Source organism: Gottfriedia acidiceleris, from assembly GCF_002128425.1.
GTDB classification, from domain to species: domain Bacteria; phylum Bacillota; class Bacilli; order Bacillales; family Bacillaceae_G; genus Gottfriedia; species Gottfriedia acidiceleris.
Map to the genome: position 1 here is coordinate 1 of NZ_NESS01000014.1, position 14,649 is coordinate 14,649.

Below are 14,649 nucleotides of genomic sequence, written 5' to 3' on the forward strand. Positions count from 1 at the left end.
TGTACTTGCATTTATCCCATTTGGAATTTATATCAGTATGCTCAAACCAAATTGGTCTTTCTTGAAAAAGATTGCAGTAATAGCAGGAGTTAGTTTGTTATTTGAAGTATTGCAATTTATCTTTGCTATAGGAGCTAGCGATATAACTGACCTTTTGGGAAATACATTAGGTGGAATTATTGGAATTGGAGTTTATATTGTATTTTGTAGGCTGTTTAGTACAAAAGCAAATAAAATCCTTAATGTTTTAACTTCAATCGGAGTGATATTCCTTGTTGCATTAGTTTTAGTATTAATTAGTGGTGTTATTAGGTTTAAATAGTAATTGAAGATATCAAAAGCCATCTATTTTAGGGTGGCTTTTTTGCTGCTTGTTCAACTAACGCATGCGTTAGTCATAATGAACGAAACGGCTCCTTTTGCTTAGCGTAGGTTGCACTTGGCAATAATGGGAGTAAATTAAGAGCCTACCCAATCCAAATGTAGAGCTACAAACAAAAAGGAGCCGTTTATATTATGAAGGATAGTCAAAAATTTATTGGTTTAGACGTTTCAAAAGATATTATTTCTGTTGGTATTGCTGAAGAAGGACGTGGAGAACCACGATTCCACGGTAATATTTAAAACACACCTGAAAGCATTCGTAAACTTTTCAAGAAGTTAGGCGATCCAGAAAAGCTACTAGTTTGTTATGAAGCAGGTTCATGCGGGTATTGTATTTACCGTCAGCTTTTATCAATGGATATAGAATGTATTGTAGTTGCACCTACTCTAATTCCAAAAAGAGCTGGTGATCGAGTAAAAACAGATCGTCGTGATGCACTAAGATTAGCTCAACTTCTTCGAGCTGGAGAGCTAACTTCTGTTTGGGTACCTGATGAAAACCATGAAGCTTTAAGAGATTTAATTCGTGCTCGATTTGATACTCGTGAAGATTTACAAAGAGTACGTCAAAGACTTGTTCACTTCTTACTACGTCATGAAATTCGCCCACCTCAAGGTGTTAAAAATTGGACAGTCAAATATCGTACTTGGTTGAATTCACTCACTTTTGAGAAACAATCATTAAGAATTGTTTTCCAAGAATATTTTCATTCTATTTATGAAGTAGAAGAAAGAATGAAGCGTATTGAAACTCAGATTCACGAAGAAGCAATTGGAAGCGAACATGCGCCTGTCATTCAAGCACTTCAGACATTAAGAGGAATAGCTGAGATTACGGCTGTAACACTAGTCGCTGAAGTTGGGCAATTTTCACGTTTCTCAAATCCAGGGCAACTAATGTCTTATGCAGGACTTGTTCCGAAAGAATATTCCAGTGGATCAAATCGTTGGCAAGGTTCTATTACCAAAGTTGGAAATTCACATATCCGACGTTCTTTAGTGGAAGTTTCTTGGTCTTATCGCCATCGTCCATCACTAAAAGGTGAATTAAAAAAGAAACAAATTGGTCAACCACTCGAAGCACAAAAAATTGCCTGGAAAGCTCAACACCGTCTTAATTTAAAAATACAATCGAATCACTGCTAGAGGGAAAACAGGTAAATTCGCAGTAGTCGCAGTCGCTCGAGAATTAATTGGATTTATATGGGCAATTGGTTGTAGTATCGAAGGTACACAATTATCCCAAACAAAAGTTGCTTAAAAGTAAAACCACACCAATCTTTAAATATTAAATTAATAGAGTCTAATAAATATTGAAATCTTGGCTCGGAGGCAAATTCGGTAAGGAGAACCCTCTTGTGCAACTATGCATTAGGTTTAATAACTGAACATGCGCCGTTAGATCGAGGCAGCTCCCGTAACGGATATAATGAAATGTGGTAACCAACCCACGCATATCAGACTGTAAATCACCGTTAAATTATTTGCCTTCGTGCCAAGCTTTTAAGACATTATCTTTTCTTTAAAAACAAAAAAATCTACTATTATAGATTATAGAGTTGTCATTCACAGACTTAGAAAATCTAATTTTTAAATTCTAGGTTGGTAGTCTTAATTTAAGTCTGTCTAAAAAATGAAAAATCCCTAAATTAAAACCTTTTTGGTTTGGTGGTTTGACAGTTTCGTTCATATCAGTTGTATATCAAAGCTGCTTAATTGCAAGTTTTTTATTTGTAAATGACAGAATAGTTATAGGAAGTGTTGTAAATTCTAAAATGTGATAAAGTTAATTTGTTCATTTAATTTAGAATTTACTAATATTAAAAGGAGATAGATTATGCAAAATAAAGGACAATTAGAAGTAATTAACCTACAAAAATTGACACAAGATCAAATGGAATATACAAATTTTATTGTAAGCGAAGTAAATGACCACGCACTAAGAATAGCTGTAATAAATGGTGATTTTCACTGGCATAAACACGAGGATTGCGATGAATTATTTTATGTATTAGAAGGCGAACTTTTTATTGACTTAGAAAACGATGAAACCATTACTTTAAAACCAGGCGAAATCTTTACAATTCCAGCTAACACAATGCATCGAACTCGCTCAAATGTACGTACAGTTAACATTTGTTTTGAAAAGAAAAGTAATGATATAGAAGGTACAAAAACAATAGAATGATATTCAACTAATAGACTTTTTTGTTTTAGTAATTAGATATTTTTACCAACAACATTAAAAAGTATTTATTTAAAATGAGGTGGAATCATTGATTTTAGTGAGTTCTTGTTTAGCTGGGTTAGAGGTAAGATATAACGGTTCCCATAGTTTAGATAATAGGATTCAAAAATTGTTACAAGAAAATAGAGCTATTACTGTATGCCCTGAATTACTTGGAGGTTTTTTAACACCGAGAGAGCCTGCAGAAATAGTAGGTGGTGACGGAGAAGATGTTCTTGATGGGAAAGCAAAAGTAGTCGAGAAATCGGGTAGAGACGTAACAGAACTATACATAAAAGGGGCTTACGATACATTAAGGAAAGCTCAAGAAGTTAATGCAACTATAATTGTTCTTAAGGAGTACAGTCCATCTTGTGGAAGTGCCATGATCTATAATGGTGATTTTAAAGCTAAGAAAGTTGTTGGAAATGGTGTCACAACAGCATTACTTAAAAGAAACGGTTTAAGAGTAATTTCAGAAGAAAAACTTACAGATATTCTTGATGAAATAATATAATGCTTATTCAACTACTATGAAAATAAACTTCTTTAATCTACTATGAAAATAAACTACTTTAATCTCGAAAAAAGGCAATACTAAATTAGACGCAGCTCATTCGTTTTTTTTAAAATTAGAGGAGCGCCTGGGATCATTGGTGTTTATGGACTGATTAATAGATTAGGAGGCTTCTGGTATTGTTACTGTATAACCTAAGTTTTCTAGTCTTCGAACTGAATGGCGAACAATAGATACTTGTCTTTGTTTATCAAAATAATCTTCGCCTAGGTCAACATATATTTCTTTTCGAGTTAGAAGGTAATATGCGATTCTCAACATCGCATGTGCGACCACGATTGCAGCCTTTTTCTTTCCTTTTCGTCCAGCTGTACGCCTATATAGCGCACCTAGATAGTTTTGGGACCCTCTTATTGAATGAGCTGCTTCTGTTAATCCCGATTTTAAATATTTATTTCCTTTTTTAGACTTGCTAGATTTCCTTTTACCTGCACTTTCATTGTGTCCAGGAACTAAGGACGCCCACGAACATAGACGTGGTGCGGAAGAGAATTGTTTTCCAACATCTGTGCCGATTTCAGCTAGGATTTGTTCAGCCGTTCTTTTAGCGATTCCAGGAATTGAATCGAGTCGCTCTATATCATCTTGATAAGAGCTTGTTCGCTGAGCTACTTCCTGATCTAACATTTCAATTTGTTCAGTTAGGAAGTCAATATGCTTTAAAATCGTTTTTAACATTAAGCGTTGGTGTGGATGTATATGACCTTGAAGTGCCATTTTAAGCTCTTCTTTTTTCTTCTTCAATGTACCACGAGCGAAGTTTGCTAGTTTTTCAGGATCATCTTCACCCTCTGCAATTGCACGAAGCATGTCTGTTGATGAAACACCGTCAATTTCAGATACAACGGACCCTAGTTTAATGTTGGCTCCTTCTAAAACCTTTTGAATCCGATTAAATAGTCTGCGCGTTCTTCGATAATACTACGGCGATAACGTACAAGTTCTCGCAACTCTCGTTGATTTCGATCTGGAATGAAACTTGCTTTAAGGAGTCCATGGCGCAGAAGTAGGGCAATCCATTCCGCATCTTTAACATCGGTTTTACGACCAGGTAGTGCTTTCATATGTTGTGCATTCACTACTAAAAACTCAATTCCTTCAGATTCTAGTAAGTTAACAATCGGTTTCCAATAAACACTAGTACTTTCCATTGCTACATGAGTCAAAAAAGCCTGTATCTTATAATTCAAATCTAAGATACAGACTATACTTATAGGTAACTAATTGTACTTATACATATTTTTATCGGAGCTTTTTTTCACGAAGATCCCAAAAATTAACTGAATGAGACCAATGAGAAATATTAATGGATACAATACCCACATCAACATCGCTGCCCAGCCATTTCCTTCGATAATAGCGTACGTTATTCCAATGGCAAATGACAAAAATGGCCCAATGGCAACTATATTCGCGATACCCCAAATGATGTATTTTCGTTTTCTAGACTGCCCTTTAGTAAAAATGTGAGCAAGAGCTGCGCCAATTAAGGCTATCAAAATTGCAATAAAAATGGCCAATCAAGTCACTCCTCACTTAGGTAAACCAACATAATTTTGATAGCAATATGATAATGCTATATTGTGTAGTCTAGTTAGTAGACTGATCCTGCGGAATTTTATCAATTAAACTAGTATATGAATCTTGAATTCTTTTTGTTATTTCTCCACGTTTGCCTAAACCGATAGAATAGGATTTTTCATGAATTAAAACTGAAGTTACAGGTAGAATGTCAGAAACCGATGCTGTTGTAAAAGCTTCATCTGCGTTTAAAAGTTCATCAATTGAGAATGGAATTTCTTTTACTTCGAGTCTCTCTTTTTTTGCAATTTCAAGTACGACTTTTCGGGTAATGCCATTTAGAATTAAGTGGTTGGCAGGATGAGTGTATAGTGTAGAGTTTTTTACGATAAAGACATTAGTTGCTGAACCTTCCGTAATGATTCCATCTCTATGCAAAATTGCTTCTTTTGCACCTTTAGCATAAGCCTCATTTTTTACTAAAACACTTCCTAATAAATTTAAACTTTTTATATCACAGCGAAGCCATCTAATATCATTCGTTACATATGCAGTAATCCCTTTTTCCATTTGCTGTAATGGTCTATGATCTTCTCTTACTGTATAAGCAATCAGCTGAGGCTTTAAATTAGATTCTTCTTGGTAAATATGATTTCGGTTCATTACACCTCTACTAATCTGGATATAAACATATCCGTTATCATAATCGCAAGTATTCATTAAATAAACTAAATCACTTTCAAGTTTTTTGAGATGCATTTTAAAAGGTATTAATATTTTTTCACAGCTTTCCTTCAAGCGAATTAAATGTGCATCGAGTTCAAAATAAGACTTATTGAAAAAACGAATGACCTCATAAACGCCATCTCCAAATTGATAACCTCGATCTAAAATATTTACATTTGCAGATTTTAAATCGACAATACGGTTGTTTAAAAGAACTTTTGTTTTCATATGATCCCCACTCCTTGTTATAAGTTTAAGTTTGTCTGACAAAAGTTTTCGGATAGTCTGTAAGTTAAACTTAAGACCTTTGTATACACACTGTTAATTATGATACATTCAATATATCACAAGTTTATTAAATATTTTGTAAAAAGGAGAGAGACAATGAAATTATTAATTTTAGGTGCTAGCGGACTAGTTGGGAAGGCTTTAATAAAAGAATTTTCTCCCGATTATGACGTTTATGGAACATTTAATCAATCAAAATTAGAGTTGAAAAATGATCATCAATTACAATGGGATATTAATGATTCAGAGAAAATTTTGACTTGGATTGATCGTATTTCCCCAGATGTGATTGTTTCTTGTTTACGTGGTGATTTTAATGTTCAATTTGAGGCTCATTCTAGGATTATAGAAAAAATAAAATCTACTTCGACGAAATTCCTATTTTGTTCAACAACAAATGTTTTTGATGGAGAAGTATCAAAGCATCACGCTGAGAACGATCTTCCTGTTGCCGAATCAGATTATGGACAATTTAAAATAAAATGTGAAGAATTAATTAAAAATGAGATTGGTGAAAATGCGATTGTATTAAGATTACCAATGGTTTGGGGAAAACAATCACCAAGACTAAATGAAATAAAGGATAAAATAGAAAAGGGTCAAGAAATTGATGCGTATGATAATATTTTTTTAAATCATGCAATTGATACAGGTATTGCTAAGCAAGTAAGACAAATTGTTGAAAATGATTTAAAAGGAACTTTTCATCTTGCAACAACTGATATCGACTCGCAATACTCATTTATTTTTAAGCTTGTAAAAAGAATATCAAATGAAGGGAAAGTCAAATCGCTCACTTTAGAAAACTTTGATGAATATCATTTTGGATTATTGACTAATCGCTTAGATCTGACACCTAATTTTTATTATGATAACGATGAAGTAATTGATCAATTACTTCATTAAATTCTCAAATAATATCGAAATCCACTAGTGATTAAATATTCTTAATATTTTGATTGTATAGCTGAAATTTGTAACATATACTAATTTTAGTATGAACATACTTTTAAAATACTGGTGGTGAATGGTATGGAGGAACTAAGAGTAAAGCCTTGGGTGAGTCAGTATCCAGAGCAAATACCAACTACATTAGATGAAAATTTTGATTTATTACCAACTTATTTAAAGCAGACAGCTTCAAAATATCCAGCCAAGAAAGCGCTTAATTTCCTTGGGAAATCGATGACCTTTAATGAAATTTATATTCAGTCTTTAAGATTTGCCAATTTTTTAAGGAATTTAGGAATTAAGAAAGGTGATCGAGTTGCAATTATGCTTCCTAATTGCCCTCAAGCAGTGATTGCCTATTATGGGATTCTTTTTGCAGAAGCAATTATCGTTCAAACAAATCCGCTTTACACTGAACGTGAGCTTGAATATCAAATGAATGATAGTGGTGCAACAGCTATTATTTGTTTAGATTTATTGATTAATAGAGTGTACAAAGTAAAAGAATCTACTAATCTTCAACATATTTTTGTTACTGCGATTAAGGACTATTTACCATTTTTTAAAAGGTTGTTATATCCTTATTCAAAACAGCCAAAGGCACCGGAGATTCCTAAAGATCATTCGATTCATCAATTTAGTTTTATTATGCAAATATCTGCACCAATCGAACAGGATCTCTCAAGTAGCAGTGTAGAAGATGTAGCGATACTTCAGTATACTGGAGGAACTACTGGTTTTCCTAAAGGTGTAATGCTTACACATAAAAATTTAGCATCAAATACGTTAATGGCAGAAAAATGGTTATATAAAAGTAAAAAGGGTCAAGAAAAGATTTTAACAGTATTACCATTTTTTCATGTATATGGAATGACGACATGTATGAATTTATCAATCATGTGTGCGTATGAAATGATTATCGTTCCGAGATTTGATGCAACTCAAATGCTTGAGGCCATAAATAAATATCGGCCTACATTGTTTCCAGGTGCACCAACAATGTATATTGCATTATTAAATCATCCTGATTTAAAAAATAAAGATATCTCAAGTATTCATGCTTGCTTAAGTGGTTCGGCAGCATTGCCTGTAGAGGTACAAGAGCAATTTGAAAAGGTGACAGGTGGAAAATTAGTAGAGGGATATGGTTTATCAGAAGCTTCTCCAGTTACACATAGTAATTTCCTTTGGGATAAGCGAATAACTGGCAGCATTGGTGTTCCTTGGCCAAGTACTGATGCTAAAATAGTTTCTCTAGAGACTGGAGAAGAATTACCTTATCGTGAAATCGGTGAATTAATCGTTTCAGGACCACAAGTAATGAAGGGGTATTGGAATCGTCCGGAGGAAACTTTAGCCACATTAAAAGACGGATGGTTATATACAGGTGATTTAGGCTATATGGATGAAGAAGGCTTCTTTTATATTGTTGACCGTAAGAAAGATATGATCAATGCAGGAGGATTTAACGTTTACCCTAGAGATATTGAGGAAGTATTATATGAACACGAAGCAATTAAAGAAGCAGTTATAGTTGGTATTCCTGATGCATATCGCGGAGAAACAGTTAAAGCTTACATTGTATTAAAAGAAGGAAAATCTGTGACTGAAGCTGAACTTGATGATTTTTGTCGGAAATATTTAGCAGCATATAAAGTTCCGAGATTTTATGAATTTAGGAATGAATTACCAAAGACAATGATCGGTAAAATATTAAGAAGAACATTACTTGAAGAAGAAAAACAAAAGAATACAAAACCTGAGGATACTGATGAAAATTTAATATAATAATATATGGGGGATGATGACATAAGCATCCCCTTTTAGTTTACGAACTGATATTAAATACTAATTCGAAAATAAACCTGATAAAATTTAATGAAACTACAAAGATTAAAAAGAATTTTAAAAGCTTTTTTAAAGAAACTTTATACATAAAAATAATATTAGGGACAATTGACAATTTTCTGATAAGTTTGTATTATAAGAATATGAATGATTATTCATTCACTGTAAGAAGGGGTAAATAAAAATGAAAAGAGATAAACCAAAATATAAACAAATAATTGATGCTGCAGTCGTTGTAATCGCTGAAAATGGTTACCATCAGGCGCAAGTTTCTAAAATTGCAAAACAGGCTGGTGTAGCTGACGGAACAATCTATTTGTATTTTAAAAATAAAGAATCCATCTTAATTTCATTGTTTGAAGAGAAGATGGGAAATTTTACTGAAAAAATTCGTGAAAAAATTGAAGGTAAATCCGACGCGATATCGAAATTATTAATGTTGGTGAAAACTCATTTTTATGAAATGTCTAAAGATTCGCATTTAGCAATCGTTATGCAATTGGAAGTAAGACAAACAAATATTGACCTTAGACTTCGAATAAATGAGGTATTGAAAGAGTATCTACATATCATTGATTCAATTTTAAATGAAGGAATCAATAATGGTTTGTTCGACAAACAATTGGATATTCGTACAGCTAGACAAATGATCTTCGGGACGATTGATGAAGTGATGACCCATTGGGTAATGACAGGTCAAAATCAAGATTTAGAGTCGAAAGCCGATAAAGTTCACCAATTATTAATTAGAGGATGCGGGTACCAAAATTAACGTTCTAGTACATTTGAAAAATAGGGAGGAATAGTTGTGAGTTTAATTCAATGTAAAATATCAGATGGTATTGCATTATTAACAATTCAAAACCCACCAGCAAATGCAATGTCTTCGGTTGTATTTGCTGATTTAGTTAAGCGTTTAGATGAATTAGAAAGTAATGATGATGTAAGCGTTTTAGTTGTTCATGGAGAAGGAAGATTTTTCTCTGCAGGTGCAGACATAAAAGAGTTTCTTTCTTTTAAAAATGCTGAAGATGCAGCAGCAGTTGCTAGAAGAGGCCAACTTGTATTTGACCGTGTTGAAAATTACTCTAAGCCGATTATCGCGGCAATTCACGGAGCAGCGTTAGGTGGCGGTCTTGAATTTGCAATGAGCTGTCATATTCGAGTTGTTGCAGAAAACGCAAAACTTGGTTTACCTGAATTAAACTTAGGAATTATTCCTGGATTTGCTGGGACACAACGATTACCACGTTATGTAGGTAGAGACAAAGCGTTAGTTATGCTTGCGACTTCTGAACCAATTTCTGGTGTTGAAGCTGGTAAAATTGGATTAGCTACAATTGTAGTGCCAGAAGAAACTTTATTAGATGAAGCAAAAGCATTAGCAGCTAAAATTGCTAATAAAAGTATGCAATCAATTCAATATATTCTACAACTTCTATCTTCTACTAGAACGACTTCATATCATGAAGCGGTGGAAGAAGAGTCAAAATTATTTGGAGAAATTTTTACAACTGAAAATGCAAAAGAGGGTATTTCGGCATTTTTAGAAAAAAGAAAACCAGTGTTTAATAAATAAGTAGTTTAATATTTTAAAAAAATAGATGTAGTTAAATTTCCTGGGAGGGTATAACAATGAACATTTATGTACTATTAAAAAGAACATTTGACACTGAAGAGAAAATTACAATTTCAAATGGTGCAATCCAAGAGGATGGTGCTGAATTTATTATAAATCCATACGATGAGTATGCAGTTGAAGAAGCGATTCAAATTCGTGATACTCACGGTGGCGAAGTAACTGTAATAACGATTGGTAACGAAGATAGTGAAAAAGAACTTCGTACAGCACTAGCTATGGGTGCTGATAAGGCTGTATTAATTAACGTTGAAGATGACGTTACAAATGCTGACCAATATACAACTTCTAAACTTATTGCTAAATATTTAGAAGATAAAGATCCTTCAATTATTTTAGCAGGTAATGTTGCAATTGATGGAGGTACTGGTCAAGTAGGTCCACGCGTTGCTGAATTACTAAATATTCCTTACGTGACAACAATTACAAAAATTGACATTAATGGTACTACAGCTACAATCGAACGTGATGTAGAAGGTGATACAGAAATCATCGAAACATCTTTACCATTATTAATCACTGCTCAACAAGGCTTAAATGAACCAAGATACCCATCTTTACCAGGTATTATGAAAGCTAAGAAAAAGCCTTTAGATGAGTTAGAATTAGATGATCTAGATTTAGAAGAAGATGAAGTGCAAGCAAAAACTAAAACAATTGAAATTTACCTTCCTGCGAAGAAAGAAGCGGGCAAAGTTTTAGCTGGTGAATTAAAAGATCAAGTAAAAGAATTAGTTTCGTTACTACGTTCTGAAGCAAAAGTAATCTAATTTTATTGAATATTAGGACAGAATAATAGATTAATAGCGTAATAGAAAATTTTGGAGGGAAATAACATGTCACGTAAAGTATTAGTATTAGGCGAAGTTCGTGAAGGATCATTACGAAATGTTTCATTTGAGGCAGTAAGTACGGCTAAAACAGTTGCTGAGGGCGGAGAAGTAGTTGCTGTATTAGTAGGTAAATCAGTTAGTTCATTAGCTACTGAAATGATTCAATACGGTGCAGACCGTGCAATCGTTGTTGAAGATGAAAAATTAGCAACATATACTTCAGATGGATATTCTCAAGCACTTTTAGCAGTTATTGACCAAGAAAAACCAGAAGGTCTAGTATTCGGTCATACAGCTTTAGGGAAAGATTTATCTCCGAAACTTGCTGCGCGTATGCAAAGTGGTCTAATTTCAGATGTTACAGCAATCGAAGTAGCTGGTGGAAATATCGTATTCATTCGTCCTATTTACTCAGGTAAAGCATTCGAGAAAAAAGTTATGGTAGACCCATTTATTTTTGCGACAATCCGTCCAAATAATATCGCTCCTTTAGAAAAAGATGCTACTCGTACTGGTGATGTAGCAACTATTTCAGTTGAAATTAAAGACTTACGCTCAATCGTAAAAGATGTTGTGCGTAAAGCGAGTGAAGGGGTAGACCTTTCAGAAGCGAAAGTTATCGTTGCTGGTGGCCGTGGAGTTAAGAGTGAAGAAGGCTTTAATCCATTAAAAGAATTAGCTACAGTATTAGGTGCTGCTGTAGGTGCATCTCGTGGTGCATGTGATGCTAACTATTGTGACTACTCTTTACAAATTGGTCAAACTGGTAAAGTTGTAACACCTGATTTATATATTGCATGTGGTATTTCAGGAGCGATTCAACATTTAGCTGGTATGTCAAACTCTAAAGTAATCGTTGCAATTAACAAAGATCCAGAAGCTAATATCTTCAAAGTAGCTGACTATGGAATCGTTGGTGATTTATTCGAAGTATTACCTTTATTAACAGAAGAATTTAAAGCTGTATTAGTTAATTCTTAATTTAGAAGCGATAAAAAATAGCCCACAGGAGTATCTTGTGGGTTTTTTAGTGTTTTTTCATGAGCTTGTCCAAATGACTTAATTTATACAAAAAAAAGAAGGTTTCAAAAGTACTTTAACTTTTGTGGCACCTCCTTTTATAGTTCTTTAATTATTTTATGAGCCATTGTCATTACATCCTAACAATGACTGATCCACCGCCACTTGTTACAACTTGATTTTGTTTTTGTTCAAGTTGTCTAAGTAATTCATTATTTGCTTCGATTGCTTTCACAAGATTTGTAATTTGATTTTCAAGATTCATGAACATCTGCATGATCGATTGATGATCAGTTTGGACATGACCCTGTACACCGTTTCTTATAGGATGATGTGGATGAGAATTCCAAAATGGATGATGCATACTTTTACCTCCAATTTCTAGACCAATGTACTATATAGTACGTCTATTTTATTGTAAGAGTTCGCCTATTTTAGTTGGTTCAGGAATTATTACGAACTAATATATAGGAAAGGAGTATGCTGATCTCCACTACAGGTGCAAATCTTTTAAAAACCCACAAAAAAAAGTAATCCTTCTATAGGATTACTTAATAATCTATGATATAGCTTTGTTTAGTTTGTTTTTTTCAGATAATAATTCGTGGCGCTTTTCAATTTTGCTTTCAATTTTCTCGATTTCTTCTTTGTTACGTAATAAAGATTGTTTATTCTCAATAACTAATTGATTAAACGATTTACGTAAAGCTTTTCTCATAAATGCCACTCCTATCGTGTTAAATTTTTTGAATATTATTATTATATTCAACAATATATTAACATAAAAATCTGACATTAATTCGAGTAAGATTTTACGAATTTGTGACAAAAGTAGTGAATTGAATAGTTACTCATGGACTAGATCAATAATCTTGCTGTCCCCGGTAGCGAGACAATCAGTAATTTAACATTTAAATTTGATAATATTATGAATAAATCTTTTCGAAAACTTCTACTTCAATTCCATCCGCGTTCGTTTTATTTTCAATATATTTAAATCCTTGAGATTTCCAAAAAGATCTTGCTTGTTGGTTATTAATTAGAACACCTAATCGTAAACCGTGAATATTTCTTTTAGTAAGTAGCTCTTCAAATAAAACAAATGCGTTTGTTCCAAATCCATAGCCATGGTAATCATTATGAATCATTAATAGACCTAGCCATGGGAAACCATCTTTAGGATTTAATGCTAAAAAATCAATTAATCCTATATAGGTATCATCTAATTTAATAAAATAAGTTTCCGTTTCGTGTGAGGATACAAAATATTCCTTCATTAGTTCTTCTCTTGTACGAGTTAAACGACCATTCTCCATTAAATTGTAATTTTGATTCGAATTTGTAATTTCTTCAATCACTTCTATTAATTCAGGTGTAATGCTTTCGAATGTTATCATTTTTTTAGCCCTTTCATTGGTATATCAGTAATTTGTTTGGAAATAGTAAGTTTGAGCAAATAAATAGAAAATGCTAATTCTCATATGGTATACTTTCTTTAAAATTATAACAAATTATGTCAATCTACATATTTTACTTATGTAGTGAGGCGATAGGAGGAAATATAAATGGCAATTGTTAATGCAACAAACGCAACGTTCGCAGAGGAAACAAAAGAAGGTGTAGTATTAGTTGATTTTTGGGCAACTTGGTGTGGTCCTTGTAAAATGATTGCTCCAGTATTAGAAGAATTAGCTTCTGAATATGGAGAAAAAGTTAAAATTGTTAAAGTTGATGTTGATGAAAACCAAGAAACAGCAGCTAAATTTGAAGTTATGAGCATTCCATCATTATTCGTTCTTAAAGACGGCGAAGTAGTTGAAAAAACTTTAGGTTTCAAACCTAAAGAAGCTTTAGAAGAATTAATTACTCCACATATTGGTTAATAATAATTTGTAAGAAATGCACTCATAATATGAGTGCATTTCTTTTTTTTGTTTTTTAACGATTAAAAGAGTTCGTGAAACAAAATTTATAAAACCAACACCTTAAGCTGATGTAAAGGTTTTCATTAAAAATAACTTTTTTCTTAGTTCAAAAAATGTTAAAAATTTCTAATGTAAATAGGATTGACTATTTTTCTGTCACGTTTTATATTTAATAAGCATTAATATTTAACACGCATTAAATATTTACTTGGATTAATTGTTAAAGGAGGTTAATTTTCTTGGGAAAAAAAAATGAGTACATTGAACGGATCCAGATTTCACTTCATAGTGCTATTCATAAGATGCAACCAAAAGTGACAGATAGTATGAATAGTCATGGTGTAACAGCTACTCAATTTTTTGTTTTAATGTACTTAAAAAAAAATGAAAGCTGTAAAATATCTGAAATCGCAGAAATGATGGGTGTAAAACCAAGTGCGGTATCATTTATGATTGATCGACTTGAGCATAATAACTTTGTTTATAGAGAACATGATAAAAAAGACCGTCGGGTTGTAAATATACTGTTAACTGAGGAAGGCATTAAAAAATTAAATGCAGTAATAAAAGATCGAAAAGAAATTTTTGAAAGCTTCTTATATACTCTTACTGACGAAGAGCTTATACAATTTGCAAATATTGCTGAAAAGCTTGCAAATGCTGCAGCTGATTTATAGAAATTTTTACAAGATACTTTTTTGTATTAGTAA

The 14,649-nt window shown here is 32.9% G+C and carries 19 protein-coding genes; 12 read left to right on the plus strand and 7 right to left on the minus strand.

Annotated elements, in window-relative coordinates:
* The 4 genes from B6K90_RS19075 to B6K90_RS19090 all read left to right on the plus strand — a co-directional run.
* A partial coding sequence (locus B6K90_RS19075; RefSeq protein WP_174567638.1) for a VanZ family protein occupies positions 1 to 322 on the plus strand: 322 nt, incomplete at its 5' end.
* Positions 323 to 639: 317 nt separating this feature from the next.
* The gene (locus B6K90_RS19080) at positions 640 to 1,530 is read left to right on the plus strand and encodes an IS110 family RNA-guided transposase (protein WP_235821855.1); all 891 of its coding nucleotides are present in this window, start codon (positions 640 to 642) and stop codon (positions 1,528 to 1,530) included.
* A gap of 691 nt (positions 1,531 to 2,221) precedes the next feature.
* Positions 2,222 to 2,572: a cupin domain-containing protein gene (locus B6K90_RS19085; RefSeq protein ID WP_088014358.1), complete on the plus strand. Its 351-nt coding sequence runs from the start codon at positions 2,222 to 2,224 to the stop codon at positions 2,570 to 2,572.
* 88 nt (positions 2,573 to 2,660) lie between these two features.
* Positions 2,661 to 3,128: a DUF523 domain-containing protein gene (locus tag B6K90_RS19090; protein WP_088014359.1), complete on the plus strand. Its 468-nt coding sequence runs from the start codon at positions 2,661 to 2,663 to the stop codon at positions 3,126 to 3,128.
* Positions 3,129 to 3,290: 162 nt separating this feature from the next.
* Here the strand turns inward: B6K90_RS19090 and B6K90_RS19095 are convergent, their stop codons facing one another.
* The 4 genes from B6K90_RS19095 to dat all read right to left on the minus strand — a co-directional run bounded on the left by B6K90_RS19095 (position 3,291) and on the right by dat (position 5,663).
* Complete coding sequence (locus tag B6K90_RS19095) at positions 3,291 to 3,998, minus strand: transposase (RefSeq protein ID WP_235821851.1); 708 nt, start codon at positions 3,996 to 3,998, stop codon at positions 3,291 to 3,293.
* Positions 3,999 to 4,060: 62 nt separating this feature from the next.
* The gene (locus B6K90_RS24250; protein WP_235821852.1) at positions 4,061 to 4,354 is read right to left on the minus strand and encodes an IS110 family transposase; all 294 of its coding nucleotides are present in this window, start codon (positions 4,352 to 4,354) and stop codon (positions 4,061 to 4,063) included.
* Between the two features lie 54 nt (positions 4,355 to 4,408).
* Complete coding sequence (locus B6K90_RS19100; protein WP_088014360.1) at positions 4,409 to 4,708, minus strand: ABC-2 transporter permease; 300 nt, start codon at positions 4,706 to 4,708, stop codon at positions 4,409 to 4,411.
* Between the two features lie 70 nt (positions 4,709 to 4,778).
* Positions 4,779 to 5,663 carry a D-amino-acid transaminase gene (gene dat / locus B6K90_RS19105; protein ID WP_088014361.1) on the minus strand — a complete coding sequence of 295 codons (885 nt, stop codon included), beginning with the start codon at positions 5,661 to 5,663 and terminating at the stop codon, positions 4,779 to 4,781.
* A gap of 156 nt (positions 5,664 to 5,819) precedes the next feature.
* Here dat and B6K90_RS19110 point away from each other — a divergent pair, with 156 nt between their 5' ends.
* The 6 genes from B6K90_RS19110 to B6K90_RS19135 all read left to right on the plus strand — a co-directional run bounded on the left by B6K90_RS19110 (position 5,820) and on the right by B6K90_RS19135 (position 11,975).
* Positions 5,820 to 6,629: a sugar nucleotide-binding protein gene (locus B6K90_RS19110; RefSeq protein WP_167555433.1), complete on the plus strand. Its 810-nt coding sequence runs from the start codon at positions 5,820 to 5,822 to the stop codon at positions 6,627 to 6,629.
* A gap of 126 nt (positions 6,630 to 6,755) precedes the next feature.
* Entirely contained in the window at positions 6,756 to 8,462 is a 1,707-nt protein-coding gene (locus tag B6K90_RS19115; protein ID WP_088014363.1) for an AMP-binding protein, read from the plus strand.
* Positions 8,463 to 8,706: 244 nt separating this feature from the next.
* Positions 8,707 to 9,294 carry a TetR/AcrR family transcriptional regulator gene (locus B6K90_RS19120; RefSeq protein WP_088014364.1) on the plus strand — a complete coding sequence of 196 codons (588 nt, stop codon included), beginning with the start codon at positions 8,707 to 8,709 and terminating at the stop codon, positions 9,292 to 9,294.
* Between the two features lie 36 nt (positions 9,295 to 9,330).
* The gene (locus tag B6K90_RS19125) at positions 9,331 to 10,101 is read left to right on the plus strand and encodes an enoyl-CoA hydratase (RefSeq protein WP_170927403.1); all 771 of its coding nucleotides are present in this window, start codon (positions 9,331 to 9,333) and stop codon (positions 10,099 to 10,101) included.
* Between the two features lie 56 nt (positions 10,102 to 10,157).
* Positions 10,158 to 10,931 carry an electron transfer flavoprotein subunit beta/FixA family protein gene (locus B6K90_RS19130; protein ID WP_088014365.1) on the plus strand — a complete coding sequence of 258 codons (774 nt, stop codon included), beginning with the start codon at positions 10,158 to 10,160 and terminating at the stop codon, positions 10,929 to 10,931.
* A 66-nt stretch (positions 10,932 to 10,997) separates the two neighbouring features.
* Positions 10,998 to 11,975 (plus strand): electron transfer flavoprotein subunit alpha/FixB family protein, encoded by a 978-nt coding sequence (locus B6K90_RS19135; protein ID WP_088014366.1) that lies wholly within the window; start codon positions 10,998 to 11,000, stop codon positions 11,973 to 11,975.
* Positions 11,976 to 12,147: 172 nt separating this feature from the next.
* Here the strand turns inward: B6K90_RS19135 and B6K90_RS19140 are convergent, their stop codons facing one another.
* The 3 genes from B6K90_RS19140 to B6K90_RS19150 form a co-directional block, all read right to left on the minus strand.
* Positions 12,148 to 12,378 (minus strand): hypothetical protein, encoded by a 231-nt coding sequence (locus B6K90_RS19140; RefSeq protein ID WP_088014367.1) that lies wholly within the window; start codon positions 12,376 to 12,378, stop codon positions 12,148 to 12,150.
* A gap of 195 nt (positions 12,379 to 12,573) precedes the next feature.
* Positions 12,574 to 12,732, minus strand: a complete 159-nt coding sequence (locus tag B6K90_RS19145) for an FbpB family small basic protein (RefSeq protein WP_088014368.1) — start codon at positions 12,730 to 12,732, stop codon at positions 12,574 to 12,576.
* A gap of 208 nt (positions 12,733 to 12,940) precedes the next feature.
* Complete coding sequence (locus tag B6K90_RS19150) at positions 12,941 to 13,411, minus strand: GNAT family N-acetyltransferase (protein WP_088014369.1); 471 nt, start codon at positions 13,409 to 13,411, stop codon at positions 12,941 to 12,943.
* A 168-nt stretch (positions 13,412 to 13,579) separates the two neighbouring features.
* On the opposite strand from B6K90_RS19150, the gene trxA reads away from it, so the two are divergent.
* A complete protein-coding gene (trxA, locus tag B6K90_RS19155; protein WP_056472391.1) occupies positions 13,580 to 13,897 on the plus strand; it encodes a thioredoxin in 318 nt (105 codons plus the stop codon).
* Between the two features lie 281 nt (positions 13,898 to 14,178).
* Entirely contained in the window at positions 14,179 to 14,616 is a 438-nt protein-coding gene (locus tag B6K90_RS19160; RefSeq protein ID WP_088014370.1) for a MarR family winged helix-turn-helix transcriptional regulator, read from the plus strand.
* Positions 14,617 to 14,649 lie beyond the last annotated feature (33 nt).